Below are 15,258 nucleotides of genomic sequence, written 5' to 3' on the forward strand. Positions count from 1 at the left end.
ACCATGAGCGAATGACCGGAACGATCAAAGCGAGACTCGGAGCAACGCCGTGAACCGACCCGATTCCAAGCCCGGACTCACCTACCGCGACGCCGGTGTCGACATCGATGCCGGCGCCGATCTTGTCGAGCGCATCAAGGGCGATGTGGCGGCGACGCGCCGGCCCGGCATGATCGGCGGGCTCGGCGGTTTCGGGGGGCTTTTCGCGCTGCCGGTTGACCGGTATCGCCAGCCGGTGCTGGTCGCGGGCACCGACGGCGTTGGCACCAAGCTCCGGCTCGCCCTGGAGACCGGTCGCCATGACGGCATCGGCATCGATCTGGTGGCCATGTGCGTGAACGACGTCATCGTCACCGGCGCTGAGCCGCTTTTCTTCCTCGACTACTACGCCACGGGTCAGCTCGACACCGACGTGGCGGCCCGGGTCATCCGCGGCATTGCCGCCGGCTGCCGGGAGGCCGGCGCCGGCCTCATCGGTGGCGAGACCGCCGAGATGCCGGGCATGTATGGCGAAGGCGACTATGACCTGGCAGGGTTCTGCGTGGGCGTCGTCGAGCGCGACCATGTCATCGACGGCGCGGGCGTCCGCCCGGGAGACGCCCTGATCGCGCTCGGCAGCAGCGGCGTTCACGCCAACGGCTACTCGCTGGTGCGAAGGATTCTCGCGCGCGACCCCGAGGCCCTGACACGCACCCTCGACGGCCGCCCCCTCGACGAGTGGCTGCTCGAGCCCACCCGGATCTATGCACGGACGGTGCGGCGGCTGCTCGGTGAAGTGACCGTCAACGGCATCAGCCATATCACCGGCGGGGGGCTTACCGAGAATCTGCCCCGCGTACTGCCTCCCGGTCTGGCCGCCAGCGTCGACACCGGCAGTTGGCGGTGGCCGGCGCTGTTCCGGTGGCTGCAGGACACCGGGGGTGTCGAGACCGACGAGATGCGCCGCACCTTCAACTGCGGCATCGGCATGATGCTGGTGGTGCCGGGCGCGGAGGCCGAGCAGGCCCTGGATATCCTGCGCGCCGCGGGCGAGACGGCCTGGGTCGCCGGCGAAGTCACCCGCGCCCGGGGCGAGGCGGCGGAGACCGTTTACCGGGGCGTGTCGTGAGCGAGAACCAGCCCTTTCGCATCGCCGTCCTGATCTCCGGCGGTGGCACGAACCTGCAGGCGATCATCGACGCCGTCGCCGCCGGCGATATCCCGGGGCGCATCGAGCGGGTGATCTGCAATCGCCCCGGCGCCGGAGGCCTGACCCGGGCCGAGCATGCCGGTATCGACACCGAGGTGCTCGACCACCGGGCATACGCCGACCGCGAGCGCTATGATGCGGTACTCGCCGAGCGGCTCGAGGCCATACGCCCCGACCTGGTGGTCCTGGCGGGATTCATGCGCATCCTCACCGATGGCTTCGTGACGCGGTTCATGGGCCGTCTGATCAATATCCACCCATCACTGCTGCCGGCCTATCGCGGGCTGCATACCCACCAGCGGGCCATTGACGCCGGCGAGACCCGGCACGGCTGCAGCGTGCATTACGTCATCCCCGAACTGGATGCCGGACCGGTGATCGCGCAGGCCGCCGTCCCCATCCATCCCGGCGATACCGCCGAGCGCCTGCAGGATCGGGTCCAGGCCATGGAGCACCGCCTCTACCCCGAGGTTGTGCGCTGGATTGCCGAAGGGCGGGTGGTTCTGCGCTCCGGCAGGGTGTGGCTTGACGATGAACCGCTCGCCGCTCCGCCCTGCCTGGAGCCCGAAGTGGCCTCATGAAGCGGCGCGCCGGCGTGCGATCCACCCTGACCGGGCTCGTTCTGGGCGTCGCACTGGCATGGACCCCACCGGGAGTGCCCGCCGACGCGTCAACCGGGCAGGCGATCCCCCCGTTCAGCGCCGTCTACGAAGTGCGCAAGGCGGGGTTCACGCTGGGGCGCGCCGATCTCGAATTGCGCCGGCCGGCCGAAGGGCGCTATTACTACCGACTGCACACCCGCCCCACGGGCATTGCCCGGATGGTCTACGCCAGCGAAGTCCGGGAGATGAGTATCGGCCATGTCGGACCGGATGGATTCCGTCCGGATGTCTACCGCTACAAGCGCAGCGGCGATGACAAGGCCCGCGAGGCGGAGCTCCGGTTCGACTGGGGGGCACTCGAGGTGGTCAACGATGTCGCCGACTGGCCATGGCGCATGGACATCACCCGCGACACCATCGATCGCGTCATCAGCCCGCTGCAGCTCATGCACGATCTCGCCGCCCGCCCCGCGGATACCGAACAGCTCGTCTACCGCATCGCCGACGGCGGCGAACTCAGGACCTATCTGCTCGACATCGACGGCCGCGAGACCGTGGAGACACCCGCCGGGCGCTTTGCGGCGCTGCGCATCCAGCGCAGCGATACGGACAGCGACCGGCGGACCATCCTCTGGGTGGCGCCGGCGCTGCGCTATCTGGCCGTGCAGGTGGAGCAGTGGGAGGATGGCAGCCGCAACTTCCGCCTGGTCCTCGCCGACGTCCAGGGCCTCCCGGACTAGGGACGGGGCAGCGTCACCCCGCGCTGGCCCATGTACTTGCCCGAGCGATCCTTATAGGACTGCTCACAGACCTCGTCGGATTCCAGGAATAGCATCTGCGCGACACCCTCATTGGCGTAGATCTTCGCCGGCAGCGTCGTGGTGTTGGAGAACTCCAGCGTCACGTGCCCTTCCCATTCCGGCTCGAGGGGCGTGACGTTGACGATGATCCCGCAGCGGGCATATGTGGACTTGCCAAGGCAGATGGTCAGGATGTTGCGCGGGATGCGGAAGTACTCGACGGTGCTCGCCAGCGCGAAACTGTTCGGCGGGATGATGCAGACATCCGAGCGCACGTCCACGAAACTCGACTCGTCGAAGTTCTTCGGGTCGACCACCGCCGAGTTGATGTTGGTGAAGATCTTGAAGTGATCCGCACAGCGCACGTCGTAGCCGTAGCTCGACGTACCGTAGGAGATCATCCGACCGCTGCCGGCGTCGCGCACCTGCTCCGGTTCGAATGGCTCAATCATGCCTCCCGCGGCCATTTCCCGGATCCAGCGGTCGGATTTGATGCTCATTGCCCTGCCCCTGTTCTAGTTGTCGTCGACGACGATGTTCGGAAACCGGCTCGCGCCGGCCGGATCCTGTCGCGAGAGCAGCGCCGCCGTCCGCCGCGCCGCCTCCCGGTAGCGCTGCGCGGCCCGCGACTGCGGCTCGGAGACCATGGTCGGCGCGCCGCTGTCGGCATGCTCACGGATGCCGATCTCGAGCGGCAGCGAGCCGAGCAGTTCGACACCCTCCTGTTTGGCCAGCCGCTCGCCGCCCCCGGCGCCGAATATATGCTCCTCGTGCCCGCACTGCGAGCAGACATGCAGGCTCATGTTCTCGAGTATACCGAGCACCGGCACCTTGACCTTCTCGAACATCCGCACGCCCTTGCGGGCGTCCAGGGTGGCGATGTCCTGGGGCGTGGTGACCACCACCGCGCCGGCCACCGGCACCTTCTGCGAGAGCGTGAGCTGGATGTCACCGGTGCCCGGCGGCAGATCGATGACCAGATAATCCAGTGCCTCCCAGCGGGTGTCGTTGAGGAGCTGCGTCAGCGCCTGGGTCACCATCGGACCGCGCCAGACCATCGGCGAGTCTTCTTCGATCAGAAAGCCGATGGACATGATCTGCACGCCGTAATTCTCGAGCGGGTTCATGGTCTTGCCATCCGGGCTGTCGGGCCTGCGCCCGGCGACCCCCATCATGCGCGGCTGACTGGGGCCATAGATATCGGCGTCAAGGATGCCCACCCGGGCGCCCTCATCGGCCAGCGCCAGTGCCAGGTTGGCGGCGGTGGTGGACTTGCCCACCCCGCCCTTCGCCGAGGCCACCGCGATGATGTTGCGGATGTTATCCAGCGGCTTCAGGGTCGCCTGCACCTGATGGGCGGCGATCGCCCAGTCAATGGCGACCTCGACCCGCCCGGCACCGGTCGCCTCGCGGATGCGCTCGGCGACTGCCTGCTCGAGCGCCGGGCGGTAGTGATCGACGGGAAACCCCAGCCGGAGCCCGATGTGGACCGTGCCTTCGTCGATGCGCACATCCTCGAGCGCCCCGGCGCTCACCAGATCCGTGCCCAGACTGGGCTCGGTCCAGTGTGACAGGGCATTTTCGACGGCCTCAGGGGTCGGTGCAGACATGTCGGCTCCTCGGAATCAGCGCTTGAATCAGCCAGGCTGGCGAGTCTAACCCCACCCCCCGGCGCATAAAACATGCTCGCCATGGGGTTGCCCCTGCCCGGGGGTTGCCGGCAGCGGGCGGCTCCGGCAGATTGCCACGATGACGCCGTCCCGCCGCAACATCGTGCTCATCGGCATGCCGGGCGCCGGCAAGAGCACCGTCGGCGCGCTGCTGGCGCGGGCCCTGGGGCTCGGGTTCACGGATACCGATGCGCTCATCGAGGAACGCGAGCAGCGCAGCCTGCAGGCGATCGTCGATGGCGCGGGCCATCAGGCGCTGCGCGCCATCGAAGCCGACGTGCTGAGCACCCTCGCATGCGAGGGCCATGTCATCGCCACCGGCGGCAGCGCGGTCTACAGCGACCGGGCCATGGCACATCTGCGGGCATCCGGCGTGATCGTCGAGCTTCATGTGGCACTGCCGGTGATCCTCGAGCGGGTGACCGACATCGATACCCGCGGCCTGGCCCGCGAGGCCGGCCAGCCCCTCGAGGCGCTCTATCACGAGCGCGAGGCCCTATACCGCCGGCATGCCGATCTGCGCGTGGATGTCAGCGGATGCGACCCCGCGGCCAGCGTCCAGGCGGTCAGGGCCGCCCTCGAGAGGGCTGATAACCGGAGCGATGGCTCTGGCATAATGCCGCCTTTGTAATCGTCAACGCGGAGCGTCCATGAGCCGCAAGATACTGGTGACCAGTGCCCTGCCCTATGCCAACGGCCCGATTCACCTGGGCCATCTCGTCGAATACATCCAGACCGACATCTGGGTGCGCTTCCAGAAACTGCAGGGCAACGAGTGCTGGTATGTCTGCGCCGACGACGCCCATGGCACGCCGATCATGCTCAAGGCCCGCGAGCGGGGGATCACGCCGGAGGCGCTGATTGAGCAGGTGGGCGCCGAACACCGACGCGATTTCGCCGGGTTTGAGATCGGCTTTGACAACTACTACAGCACCCATTCCGAGGAAAACCGGTACTTCTCCGAGCTCATCTACACGCGCCTGCGCGACGGCGGCTGGATCGACCGCCAGGTGATCACCCAGGCCTACGACGCCAGGGAGGGCATGTTCCTCCCCGACCGCTACATCAAGGGCACCTGCCCGCGCTGCGGCGCCGACGATCAGTATGGCGACAACTGCGAGGCCTGTGGCGCCAGCTACTCGCCCGACGAACTGCGCAACCCGGTCTCGGTGATCTCCGGCGAGGCCCCCGTGCAGAAGGAATCGGAACACTTCTTCTTCCGGCTGCAGGACTTCGAGCCGATGCTGCGCGAGTGGGCGGCCAGCGAAGGCCTGCAGGACGAGGTGGCGAACAAGCTCCAGGAGTGGTTCGACGCCGGGCTGCGTGCCTGGGACATCTCGCGCGATGCGCCCTATTTCGGCTTCGAGATCCCGGATGCGCCCGGCAAGTACTTCTACGTCTGGCTGGATGCACCCATCGGCTACATGGCGAGTTTCCAGGACCTGTGCAATCGCCTGGGCATGGACTTCGACGCCTGGTGGGGACCCGATTCGCAGGCCGAGCTCTATCACTTCATCGGCAAGGACATCGTCTACTTCCATGCCCTGTTCTGGCCGGCGATGCTCCACGGCGCGGGCTTCCGCACCCCGACGCGGGTCTGCGCCCATGGCTTTCTCACCGTCGATGGCCAGAAGATGTCGAAGTCCCGCGGCACCTTCATCATGGCCGAGACCTACCTCCGGCATCTCAACCCGGAATACCTGCGCTATTACTTCGCCGCCAAGCTGGGCACCGGCGTGCACGACATCGACCTGAGCCTTGAGGACTTCACCCAACGGGTGAACGCCGATCTGGTCGGCAAACTGGTCAACATCGCCAGCCGCTGCGCCGGTTTCATCAACAAGCGCTTCGACGGCCGGCTCGGACCGCGGCTGGATACCCCGGAGCTGTTCCGGCGCATGAGCGCCCGTGCCGAGATCATCGCCGGGCTCTACGAGGACCGCGAGTACTCGCGCGTGGTGCGCGAGGTCATGGCGCTGGCGGACGAAGCCAACCAGTACATCGACGAGAAAAAGCCCTGGGTACTGGCCAAGGAGCCCGATCAGGCGGAGGCGGTTCAGGCCATCAGCACCACGGGGCTCAACCTGTTCCGGCTGCTGATGCTCTACCTCAAGCCGGTCCTGCCGCAGACCGCCGCGGCGGCCGAGGACTTCCTGCAGATCCACGCCATGGACTGGTCCGATGCCGGCCAGCCGCTGCTCGACCACGACATCGCTGCCTTCAAGCCGCTCATGACGCGGGTGGACAGCGAGGCCATCGATGCCATGGTCGAGGACTCCCGGGAGAACCTGAAACCCACATGAGTGAGAAGGCGACGCTCACCGACCGCATTGATGCGCTGCTGCCCCAGACGCAGTGCGAGCAGTGCGGTTATCCCGGCTGCCGGCCCTACGCCGAGGCCATCGCCCGCGACGAGGCGGACATCAACCAGTGTCCGCCGGGCGGCCAGGCGGGCATCGATGCCCTGGCCGATCTCCTCGGGCGGGCCAGCAAGGCCCTCGACCCCGCGCATGGCGAATACCGACCGCCGCGGGTGGCCTGGATCGACGAGGCGGTCTGCATCGGCTGCACCAAGTGCATTCAGGCCTGTCCCGTGGACGCCATCGTCGGCGCGCGCAAGCTCATGCATACCGTGATCGCCGAGGAGTGCACCGGCTGCGACCTCTGTCTCGCCCCCTGCCCGGTGGACTGCATCCACATGCTGCCGACCTCGCGGGAGCAGGAGCCGGAGGCCGTCCAGCAGCGCCGCCGGGACATCGCCCGCGAGCGCTTCCGCCAGCGCAACGAGCGGCTGGCCCGCCGGCGGGCGGCGCATGATGCGCGCCGTGCCACCGACCGCGTCCGCCGCCAGCGCAATGCCGGCGCCGGAGGCACGGCCCCGACCCATACCCTGCCGGATCGCGACGCCCGCCGGGCCACGGCCCGCGCCGCCCTGGAGCGGGCCCGGGCCCGACGCCGCCGGCGGACGGATCAACCGTCATGAACCGCGAGAAACGCCAGGCGATCTTCGAGCGGCTGCGCGAGGCCAACCCGCACCCCACCACCGAGCTCAACTACTCGACCCCCTTTGAGCTGCTGATCGCGGTCATCCTCTCCGCGCAGGCCACCGACCGCGGCGTCAACAAGGCCACCGGCCCGCTTTTCCGGGATGCCAGCACCCCCGAAGCGATTCTCGCGCTCGGCGAGGACGGCCTGCGGGACTACATCCGCACCATCGGGCTTTTCAACAGCAAGGCGAAGAACATCATCGCCACCTGCCAGGCGCTGGTCGAGCAGCACGACGGCCGGATCCCCCGCGACCGCAAGGCCCTCGAGGCGCTCCCCGGCGTCGGCCGGAAGACCGCCAATGTGGTCCTCAACACCGCCTTCGGCGAGCCCACCATGGCCGTCGACACGCATATCTTTCGGGTGGCCAATCGCACCGGGATCGCGAAAGGCAAGACGGTGCGCGCCGTCGAGGACAAGCTGCTGCGACTCATCCCGAAGGAATTCCTCAAGGACGCCCACCACTGGCTGATCCTGCATGGGCGCTACATCTGCACCGCCCGCAGGCCCCGCTGCGGCGCCTGCCCGATCTATGACCTGTGTGAATTCCCCGACAAGGCCCGCTACGCGGGGGCCGACGGCGACTGAACCGGCTGCGTCGAGCGCTTCTGCCGCCCGGCCCGCCAGCGGCGCCAGGCATAGGCGAGCAGCAGGAAAGGCCCGGTGGCCAGCGCCATCGCACCACCGATCGAGACATCCAGCCACACCGCCAGGGCATAGCCCAGCGGCGCACTGGCCGCCGCCAGTGCCATCGCCAGCAGGATCATGCTCGGGAGCCGACGGGTGAGCAGATAGGCCGTGGCCGGAGGCACCACCACGAAGGTGATGAACAGCACCACACCCACCGCGTCGAACGCCGCCACGGCGGTACCACTGAGCAGCGAGAGATGCACGTAGAAGATCAGACCCGGCGCCAGACCCAGCGCCCGGGCCAGATCCGGGTCAAAGGTGGCCAGCTTGAGCGCCTTGTAGAAGGCCAGCACGAAGGCGGCGTCCAGCATCAGCATCACGGCCATGGCCAGCATGGCGCGGGGCACCTCGATGCCGCCAAGCACCAGCGTATCGAGCCAGACGAAGCCGATCTCACCGAGCAGCACGGTGTGCTCATCGAGATGGACATCGCGGGCGAAGACATTGATCAGGATGACCCCGGCACTGAACAGCGCGGGAAACACCAGGCCGATGGCCGCATCATCCCGCAGCCTTCGGGTGCGCGTCAGCGTCTCTATCAGGTAGACAGCCAGCACGCCGCTCAGCGCGGCGCCCACGATCTGTACCGGGCCGCTGGTCTGTCCGGTGAGAAGCCAGGCGAGGGCGATGCCGAAGAGAATCGAATGACTGATGGCATCGGCCAGCATGCTGTTGCCGCGCAGCACCAGAAAGCTGCCGAGCAGCGAGGCGCTCATGCCCACCAGCATACCGGTGAGCAGGATGGCGATCGTGGGGTCGGCAAGTCCGCTCATGCCCCGTTCCCGAATCGCCGCCGACGGCGCTGCGCATACTCCGCCGCATGGGCCACGCCGGTCTCGGTGAGCTGCCAGTGGCGCCCTTCATCGGGCATGTGCTGGGCCGGCACGACCAGCCCGCGATCGGCCAGCGCACTGAGCTGCGGCTCGGTGATCATGCCGTGGTAGGCATCCACCGCACCCTGCTCCACCCGGTAGTGCCAGTCACCATGTTCGCGGGCAAGGTCATAGAGCGTCTGCAGGATACGGTCGGTCGAGGTGTGCGAGCGGCGATGGCGACGCCGCCACCAGGCAGGGATCAGCCCCCGCCGCGGGGCGAGCAGCAGCGACAGCAGCGCCAGGAGCGTCGCCAGCAGCACCACCACCGGACCGGTTGAGAGCCCCGGCGCCAGCGCACTGACCAGGCCACCCCCGATGCCGGCAAGGGCACCCAGCAGCGCCGAGAGGATGACCATGCCGAGCAGACTGCCACACCACTGGCGGGCCGCCGCGCCGGGCGCGATGATCATCGCTGTCATCAACACCACACCCACCATCTGCAGGCCGGTGACCACGGCCAGGGCGATCATGGCCGTGAGCAGACGCTCGAGCCACTGCACCGGCAGACCCGTCACGGCAGCGAATGTCGGGTCGAAGGTCATGAGCTTGAGTGGCTTCCACAGGAGTGCCACACCCACTAGGGCCACGCCTACGAGGATCATCATCGGGTAGAGATCGGCCCGCGTGGTCGCCGCCGCCTGGCCGAACAGGAAACTGTCCAGGCCCGCCTGGCTCGCGCCGCTCCGGCGCTGTATCCAGGTGAGCAGCACCACCCCGAGGGCAAAGCCGAGGCTGAGCGTAGCGGCCAGCGCTGCATCCGTCTTGAGCCGGGTATTGCGCGTCAGCGCGACCATCAGCAGCGCCGCCACCACCCCGGTGAACAACGCACCCCCCATGATGCTGCCCATCTCCCGCGCACCGGCGAGCATGAACCCGATGCACACGCCGGGTAACGCGGCATGGGCGAGCGCGTCACCCAGCAGACTCTGGCGCCTCAGCACGGCAAAAGCCCCGAGCACGCCGCTGATCACGCCAATCAGCGCGGCGCCCAGCATGACGTTCTGCAGCGTATAGTCAGCCAGCAGGCCCATCATTCTCCGGCCCTGCGTTGCGCTGCCGCCCCTCGTCGAGCAGTGCGACCTGGCCGCCGTAGGTGCGGCGCAGGTTGCGGGCGGTATACACCGAATCGATCGGCCCGGCGGCGATCACCCGGACATTCAGAAAGACGAGCCAGTCGAAGTAGCGCTGCACGGTCTGCAGATCATGGTGGACCACGATGATGGTGCGCCCCTCGCGGCGCAGTCGCCCGAGGATATCGATGATGCTGCGCTCGGTGGTGGCGTCGACACCGGCCATGGGCTCATCCAGCAGCAGGATGTCCGGTTGCTGGATGAGCGCGCGGGCGATGAACACACGCTGCTGCTGACCACCGGAGAGTTCGCTGATCTGCCGGTCCGCGAGGGCATCCATGCCGACCTCCTCCAGCGCGCGCAGGGCCTGATCGCGCTCCCGGCGCCCGGGCCAGCGCAACCAGCCCATACGGCCGTACAGGCCCATGGTGACCACATCCACCGCGGTGGTGGGGAAGTCCCAGTCGACGCTGGAGCGCTGGGGCACGTAGCCCACCCGGCGACGCTGGGCCGCGTAGGGATGGCCGAACAGCCGGACATGACCCGCCGACAGCGGCACAAGCCCGAGGATGGCCTTCAGCAGGGTGCTCTTGCCGGCGCCGTTGGGCCCGATGACACCGGCGAGCACGCCAGGGGGGATGTTGAGATCGATATCCCAGAGCGCGGGGCGATCGCCGTAGCTGACCGTCAGATCCTCGACATGCAGCGCGAGGTCCGGCTCATGCGGCTGACCGAGGCCCTCACCGATACGATTCAACCGCCACGCTCCCCGTCGGCGCGCAGTGGCCCGCTCCAGGCCTCGAGTGCCGGGGGCAGCGACGCCAGTGAGCCGCCGAGGGCGCGGGTGATCTGCGCGGTATTGTGAATCAGCATACCGATCAGACTGTCGGCCAGCGTTCCACGTTCGCCCAGCGCATCACCATGGATCGAACCGCCGATGGATACCTCGGCCGAGCGCTCCCGGGCCGCCTCCAGCACGGCGCGGACCGTGCGCGGGTTGATGGTGGTCTCAACGAAGATGGCCGGCAGGTCACGCGCGGCGATGAGCGCCGCACTGGCCTGGATGTCGGCGACGCTGGCCTCGGCACTGGTGCTGATGCCCTGGATGCCGCGCACCTCGATGTCATAGGCCCGGCCGAAATAGCGGAAGGCGTCGTGGGCGGTGAGCAGCACCCGCTGCGGCTCGGGGATGCTGGCAAGACTCGTGCGGATCCATTCATCCAGCGCGAGCAGTTGCTCGTTGAGACGTCCCGCGCGCTCGTTGATGGCCTCGGCACAGCCCGGGACGACATCGGTCAGCGCTCCGGCAAGCGGTGGGATCCCCTGCGCCCAGAGGCGTGCATCCATCCACAGGTGCGGATCCACTGCCTCATCGCCCATACCGCGCATCACCTCGACCGGACCCGTCGCCCCGGCCGCCTCCGCGAGCGCCAGCGTGGGCCGGCGCTCACCGACGCGGGTCAGGACATCGTCGAGCTGTCCCTCGAGTCCGAACCCGTTATAGACGATCAGCTCCGCCTGCTGGAAGGCGCGCACGTCCGAGGCCGACGCCTGGAAGAGATGTGGGTCGACACCGGGGCCCATCAACACGTCAGTGTCGATGCACTCCCCTCCCAGCGCCGCCACCGTGTCGCCGACCATTCCCGTGGTGGCGAGCACCATGGGCGCTGCAACCGCCGCCTGCGCGGCACCGAGACCCAAGCTCAGGACCGTCGCGCCGGTGAGTAAAGCCCTGCGGCAGCGATTGGCAACCATACGACATCTCCATGCGAATGAGAATTGGTATGATTCCAATTTATCCATTGCCCCGCATCGGGTCAACGACCCGGCTGCGGGACCGGCCGGGGCCCCGACGCGCTATTCGCCGCGCCGCGCCGCGACGCGCAGACGCAGGGCATTGAGCTTGATGAAGCCCTCCGCGTCCTTCTGATCATAGGCGCCCGCATCGTCCTCGAAGGTGGCGATGCTGTCATCGAACAGGCTGTCCGACTCGGAACGACGCCCGACGACGATGACATTGCCTTTGTAGAGCTTGAGCCGGACGATGCCGTTGACCCGAGCCTGGGTCCTGTCGATCAGCGCCTGCAGCGCCTCACGTTCCGGGCTCCACCAGTAGCCGTTGTAGATGAGCTCGGCGTAACGGGGCATGACCTCATCCTTTAGATGCGCCGACTCACGGTCGAGGGTGATCGATTCGATGGCGCGATGGGCCCGCAGCAGGATCGTGCCGCCCGGCGTCTCATAACACCCGCGCGACTTCATGCCGACGTAGCGGTTCTCGACGATGTCGATGCGGCCAATGCCGTTATCGCCACCGAGCTGGTTGAGCCGCGAGAGCATGTCATGGGGGGCCAGGGCCTCGCCATTGAGGGCGACGGCATCCCCGCCACGGAACTCGAGGTCGATCTCGGTGGGTGTATCCGGCGCCGCCTCGGGCGAGACGCTCCAGCGCCACATGTCCTCCTCCGCTGGCGTCCAGGTGTCTTCCAGCACCCCGCCTTCGTAGGAGATATGCAGCAGGTTGGCGTCCATGGAGTACGGCGAGCCGCCACCCTCCTTCTTGCCCTCGATGGGAATGCCGCGCTCCTCGGCATAGGCGAGCAGGCGCTCGCGGGAGTTCAGATCCCACTCCCGCCAGGGCGCGATGACATGAATGCCCGGCTCGAGGCCGTAATAGCCGAGCTCGAAGCGGACCTGGTCGTTGCCCTTGCCGGTCGCGCCGTGGCAGACGGCATCGGCGCCGGTCTCCCGGGCGATCTCGATCTGACGCTTGGCGATCAGCGGACGGGCAATGGACGTGCCGAGCAGGTATTCGCCCTCATAAATGGCGTTGGCACGGAACATCGGGAAGACGAAGTCGCGCACGAACTCCTCACGCAGGTCATCGATGTAGATCTCCTCGACGCCCAGATCCTGTGCCTTGGCGCGCGCGGGCTCGAGCTCCTCGCCCTGACCCAGATCGGCGGTGAAGGTCACCACCTCGCAGTGATAGTGGTCGCGCAGCCACTGCAGGATGACGGAGGTATCCAGCCCGCCGGAGTAGGCCAGGACGACCTTTTTGATCTCGCTCATGAAATGCACTCTCGGATTGAAGAATTTCGGGGTCCTGTTGCGCAGCAATGATCGGCGCGCCGGCAGGGAGAATCAAGGCGTGCGGCGCCGGCCCTGATACACTGGCTGCATGGAAACGCTCACGCTGACTCGACCCGATGACTGGCACCTTCACCTGCGCGACGGCGTCGTGCTCAAGGACGTGGTCCACTGGAGCGCGGCCCGCTTCGGCCGCGCGATCATCATGCCCAACCTCGTGCCGCCGGTGACCACCACCGAAATGGCCGGCGCCTACCGCGAGCGGATCCTCGCGGCGCGACCCGAGGGCAGCGCGTTCGAGCCGCTGATGACGCTCTATCTCACCGACAACACCCCGGCCGAGGAGATCGAGCGCGCCGCGGCCAGCGGATTCATACACGCGGTCAAGCTCTACCCCGCCGGCGCCACCACCAACAGCGACTCCGGCGTCACCGACATCCGCCGATGCGACAACGCGCTGGCCGCGATCGCCGAACATGACCTCACGCTCTGCATCCATGGCGAGGTCACCCGACCCGAGACGGACATATTCGATCGCGAGGCGATCTTCCTCGAGGAGCGGCTGGCGCCGCTGCTCGCGCGCCATACCCACCTGCGCGTGGTGCTCGAGCACCTCACCACGGCGGCGGCCGTGGATTTCGTCCGCCAGGGACCCGAGCGCCTGGGCGCCACCATCACGCCACAGCATCTGCTCATGAACCGAAACGATCTGCTGGCCGGCGGCGTGCGCCCCCACCACTACTGCCTGCCCATTCTCAAGCGCGAGCGCGACCGCGAGGCGCTCATCGACATCGCCACCTCGGGTCATCCCCGCTTCTTCCTCGGCACCGACAGCGCGCCCCATGCCCGACATGCCAAGGAGAATGCCTGCGGCTGCGCCGGCATCTTCAGCGCGCCACTCGCCATCGAGCTCTACGCCGAGGCCTTCGATCAGGCCGGCGCGCTCGGGCGGCTGGAGGGCTTCGCGAGCCATTTCGGTGCCGACTTCTACGGCCTGCCGCGCAATGGCGACCGCATCACGCTGCAGCGTCAGCCGCGCCCGATACCCAAGGCGCTGCCCTATGGCGACGGGCACATCGTGCCGCTGCGCGCCGGCGAAGAGATCGCCTGGTCGCTCACCGATGACACCCTCGCCCCGGAGGCCTCATGAGCACCCGTGCCATCAATCAACGCTTCCGCGGCTTCCTGCCCGTGGTGGTGGATATCGAGACCGGCGGCGTCAATGCCGCCACGGATGCCATGCTGCAGATCGCGGCCGTCATGGTCCACATGGACGAGGACGGCGCGCTCTACACCGGCGAGACCCACACCACCCATGTCCAACCGTTCGAGGGCGCCAATCTCGATCCCAAGTCGCTGGAATTCAATGGCATCGACCCGGACCATCCGCTGCGCATGGCGATCCCCGAGGATGAGGCCCTGCGTCAGATCTTCCGGCCGATCCGCGAGACCATCCGCGCCACCGGCTGCAGCCGCGCGGTGCTGGTGGGCCATAACGCCTGGTTTGATCTGGGCTTCCTGAATGCGGCGGTGAACCGCAGCGGCATCAAGCGCAACCCGTTTCATCCGTTCTCGTGCTTCGACACGGCGACCCTGTCGGGGCTGGCGTTCGGGCAGACCGTGCTCGCGCGGGGCGTGGCGGCGGCCGGCCTGGGCTGGGATGCGCGGGAGGCGCACTCGGCGATCTATGATGCGGAGAAGACCGCCGAGCTTTTCTGCACCATCGTCAATCGCTGGGATGAGCTGAATGACCATCCCGACTATGGGGCCGGAGCCTGAGCCCGGCCCCGCGGCCCCCGGCGGGATCAGGCGTTGTCCGACTCGCTGCCGGCGGCGGACTGGACGGCCTGCTGCAGCTCGCCCGACTCGTACATCTCCATGATGATGTCACAGCCGCCCAGCAGCTCGCCGTTGACGTAGAGCTGGGGAATGGTCGGCCAGTTGCCGTATTCCTTGATGCCCTGGCGGATGCCCTCGTCCTCCAGCACATTGACGTAGGCGAACTCCACGCCGCAGCCGGCCAGCGCCTGCGCCGCGCGCATCGAGAAGCCGCACTGGGGGAACTGGGGTGAGCCCTTCATGTAGAGAATCACCGGATTGCCTTCCACCTGCTCGCGAATGCTGTCCTGTACGTCGCTCATCTCGGCTCCTTTGTTAATCCGTACGATCAGTGTACGGATTGGACCAATATCAGGCGAGGGGCAAAAACCCTGTGGATACGGTATCC

General features: G+C 67.5%; 16 protein-coding genes and 1 pseudogene. 9 read left to right on the plus strand and 8 right to left on the minus strand.

What is annotated here, in order from left to right:
- The first annotated feature begins 49 nt into the window (after nt 1–49).
- Genes purM through V6X63_RS02860 form a run of 3 tightly spaced genes read left to right on the plus strand, consistent with a single transcriptional unit; the run spans nt 50 to nt 2,531 of the window.
- Nucleotides 50–1,108 carry a phosphoribosylformylglycinamidine cyclo-ligase gene (purM, locus tag V6X63_RS02850; protein ID WP_367978054.1) on the plus strand — a complete coding sequence of 353 codons (1,059 nt, stop codon included), beginning with the start codon at nt 50–52 and terminating at the stop codon, nt 1,106–1,108.
- Complete coding sequence (purN, locus tag V6X63_RS02855; RefSeq protein WP_367978055.1) at nt 1,105–1,770, plus strand: phosphoribosylglycinamide formyltransferase; 666 nt, start codon at nt 1,105–1,107, stop codon at nt 1,768–1,770. Before purM ends, purN begins: the two co-directional genes overlap by 4 nt.
- Nucleotides 1,767–2,531 (plus strand): DUF3108 domain-containing protein, encoded by a 765-nt coding sequence (locus tag V6X63_RS02860; protein ID WP_367967074.1) that lies wholly within the window; start codon nt 1,767–1,769, stop codon nt 2,529–2,531. The genes purN and V6X63_RS02860 overlap by 4 nt, the downstream gene beginning before the upstream one ends.
- On the opposite strand, the gene dcd is transcribed toward V6X63_RS02860, so the two are convergent.
- A complete protein-coding gene (gene dcd, locus V6X63_RS02865) occupies nt 2,528–3,091 on the minus strand; it encodes a dCTP deaminase (protein WP_367967075.1) in 564 nt (187 codons plus the stop codon). The genes V6X63_RS02860 and dcd overlap by 4 nt on opposite strands.
- A 15-nt stretch (nt 3,092–3,106) precedes the next feature.
- Nucleotides 3,107–4,201 (minus strand): iron-sulfur cluster carrier protein ApbC, encoded by a 1,095-nt coding sequence (gene apbC, locus V6X63_RS02870; protein WP_367978056.1) that lies wholly within the window; start codon nt 4,199–4,201, stop codon nt 3,107–3,109.
- A 139-nt stretch (nt 4,202–4,340) separates the two neighbouring features.
- Between apbC and V6X63_RS02875 the strand changes: the two genes are divergently transcribed.
- The 4 genes and pseudogenes from V6X63_RS02875 to nth all read left to right on the plus strand — a co-directional run bounded on the left by V6X63_RS02875 (nt 4,341) and on the right by nth (nt 7,894).
- Entirely contained in the window at nt 4,341–4,892 is a 552-nt protein-coding gene (locus V6X63_RS02875) for a shikimate kinase (RefSeq protein ID WP_367967077.1), read from the plus strand.
- 19 nt (nt 4,893–4,911) lie between these two features.
- The gene (gene metG / locus V6X63_RS02880; RefSeq protein ID WP_407826368.1) at nt 4,912–6,564 is read left to right on the plus strand and encodes a methionine--tRNA ligase; all 1,653 of its coding nucleotides are present in this window, start codon (nt 4,912–4,914) and stop codon (nt 6,562–6,564) included.
- A 2-nt stretch (nt 6,565–6,566) separates the two neighbouring features.
- Nucleotides 6,567–7,244, plus strand: a pseudogene (gene rsxB / locus V6X63_RS02885) (electron transport complex subunit RsxB); the annotation flags it as partial.
- The gene (gene nth, locus V6X63_RS02890; RefSeq protein WP_367967079.1) at nt 7,241–7,894 is read left to right on the plus strand and encodes an endonuclease III; all 654 of its coding nucleotides are present in this window, start codon (nt 7,241–7,243) and stop codon (nt 7,892–7,894) included. The pseudogene rsxB and the gene nth, both read left to right, overlap by 4 nt.
- On the opposite strand, the gene V6X63_RS02895 is transcribed toward nth, so the two are convergent.
- The 5 genes from V6X63_RS02895 to V6X63_RS02915 all read right to left on the minus strand — a co-directional run bounded on the left by V6X63_RS02895 (nt 7,870) and on the right by V6X63_RS02915 (nt 13,013).
- Nucleotides 7,870–8,769, minus strand: coding sequence for a metal ABC transporter permease (locus V6X63_RS02895; protein ID WP_367967080.1), 900 nt, complete (start codon nt 8,767–8,769; stop codon nt 7,870–7,872). The genes nth and V6X63_RS02895 overlap by 25 nt on opposite strands.
- On the minus strand, nt 8,766–9,905 hold the full coding sequence (locus V6X63_RS02900; RefSeq protein ID WP_367978057.1) for a metal ABC transporter permease: 1,140 nt from the start codon (nt 9,903–9,905) through the stop codon (nt 8,766–8,768). The genes V6X63_RS02895 and V6X63_RS02900 overlap by 4 nt, the downstream gene beginning before the upstream one ends.
- The gene (locus tag V6X63_RS02905; protein ID WP_367967082.1) at nt 9,886–10,698 is read right to left on the minus strand and encodes a metal ABC transporter ATP-binding protein; all 813 of its coding nucleotides are present in this window, start codon (nt 10,696–10,698) and stop codon (nt 9,886–9,888) included. The genes V6X63_RS02900 and V6X63_RS02905 overlap by 20 nt, the downstream gene beginning before the upstream one ends.
- On the minus strand, nt 10,695–11,642 hold the full coding sequence (locus V6X63_RS02910; protein ID WP_367967083.1) for a metal ABC transporter solute-binding protein, Zn/Mn family: 948 nt from the start codon (nt 11,640–11,642) through the stop codon (nt 10,695–10,697). Before V6X63_RS02910 ends, V6X63_RS02905 begins: the two co-directional genes overlap by 4 nt.
- 156 nt (nt 11,643–11,798) lie before the next feature.
- A complete protein-coding gene (locus V6X63_RS02915) occupies nt 11,799–13,013 on the minus strand; it encodes an argininosuccinate synthase (protein WP_367967084.1) in 1,215 nt (404 codons plus the stop codon).
- Nucleotides 13,014–13,122: 109 nt separating this feature from the next.
- Here V6X63_RS02915 and pyrC point away from each other — a divergent pair, with 109 nt between their 5' ends.
- Both pyrC and rnt read left to right on the plus strand, forming a co-directional pair.
- The gene (gene pyrC, locus V6X63_RS02920; protein WP_367967085.1) at nt 13,123–14,181 is read left to right on the plus strand and encodes a dihydroorotase; all 1,059 of its coding nucleotides are present in this window, start codon (nt 13,123–13,125) and stop codon (nt 14,179–14,181) included.
- Nucleotides 14,178–14,810 (plus strand): ribonuclease T, encoded by a 633-nt coding sequence (gene rnt / locus V6X63_RS02925; RefSeq protein WP_367967086.1) that lies wholly within the window; start codon nt 14,178–14,180, stop codon nt 14,808–14,810. Before pyrC ends, rnt begins: the two co-directional genes overlap by 4 nt.
- Nucleotides 14,811–14,836: 26 nt before the next feature.
- Here the strand turns inward: rnt and grxD are convergent, their stop codons facing one another.
- The gene (gene grxD / locus V6X63_RS02930) at nt 14,837–15,172 is read right to left on the minus strand and encodes a Grx4 family monothiol glutaredoxin (RefSeq protein ID WP_367967087.1); all 336 of its coding nucleotides are present in this window, start codon (nt 15,170–15,172) and stop codon (nt 14,837–14,839) included.
- Nucleotides 15,173–15,258: the final 86 nt, after the last annotated feature.

The organism is Spiribacter onubensis (genome assembly GCF_040838425.1).
GTDB lineage: Bacteria > Pseudomonadota > Gammaproteobacteria > Nitrococcales > Nitrococcaceae > Spiribacter > Spiribacter onubensis.

Coding starts and splice junctions, on each gene's coding strand:
- dcd (WP_367967075.1), bottom strand. CDS start 3,091: ATGAGCATCAAATCCGACCGCTGGATCCGGGAAATGGCCGCGGGAGGC.
- V6X63_RS02875 (WP_367967077.1), top strand. CDS start 4,341: ATGACGCCGTCCCGCCGCAACATCGTGCTCATCGGCATGCCGGGCGCC.
- V6X63_RS02895 (WP_367967080.1), bottom strand. CDS start 8,769: ATGAGCGGACTTGCCGACCCCACGATCGCCATCCTGCTCACCGGTATG.
- grxD (WP_367967087.1), bottom strand. CDS start 15,172: ATGAGCGACGTACAGGACAGCATTCGCGAGCAGGTGGAAGGCAATCCG.
- rnt (WP_367967086.1), top strand. CDS start 14,178: ATGAGCACCCGTGCCATCAATCAACGCTTCCGCGGCTTCCTGCCCGTG.
- metG (WP_407826368.1), top strand. CDS start 4,912: ATGAGCCGCAAGATACTGGTGACCAGTGCCCTGCCCTATGCCAACGGC.
- pyrC (WP_367967085.1), top strand. CDS start 13,123: ATGGAAACGCTCACGCTGACTCGACCCGATGACTGGCACCTTCACCTG.
- V6X63_RS02860 (WP_367967074.1), top strand. CDS start 1,767: ATGAAGCGGCGCGCCGGCGTGCGATCCACCCTGACCGGGCTCGTTCTG.
- V6X63_RS02900 (WP_367978057.1), bottom strand. CDS start 9,905: ATGATGGGCCTGCTGGCTGACTATACGCTGCAGAACGTCATGCTGGGC.
- nth (WP_367967079.1), top strand. CDS start 7,241: ATGAACCGCGAGAAACGCCAGGCGATCTTCGAGCGGCTGCGCGAGGCC.
- V6X63_RS02915 (WP_367967084.1), bottom strand. CDS start 13,013: ATGAGCGAGATCAAAAAGGTCGTCCTGGCCTACTCCGGCGGGCTGGAT.
- apbC (WP_367978056.1), bottom strand. CDS start 4,201: ATGTCTGCACCGACCCCTGAGGCCGTCGAAAATGCCCTGTCACACTGG.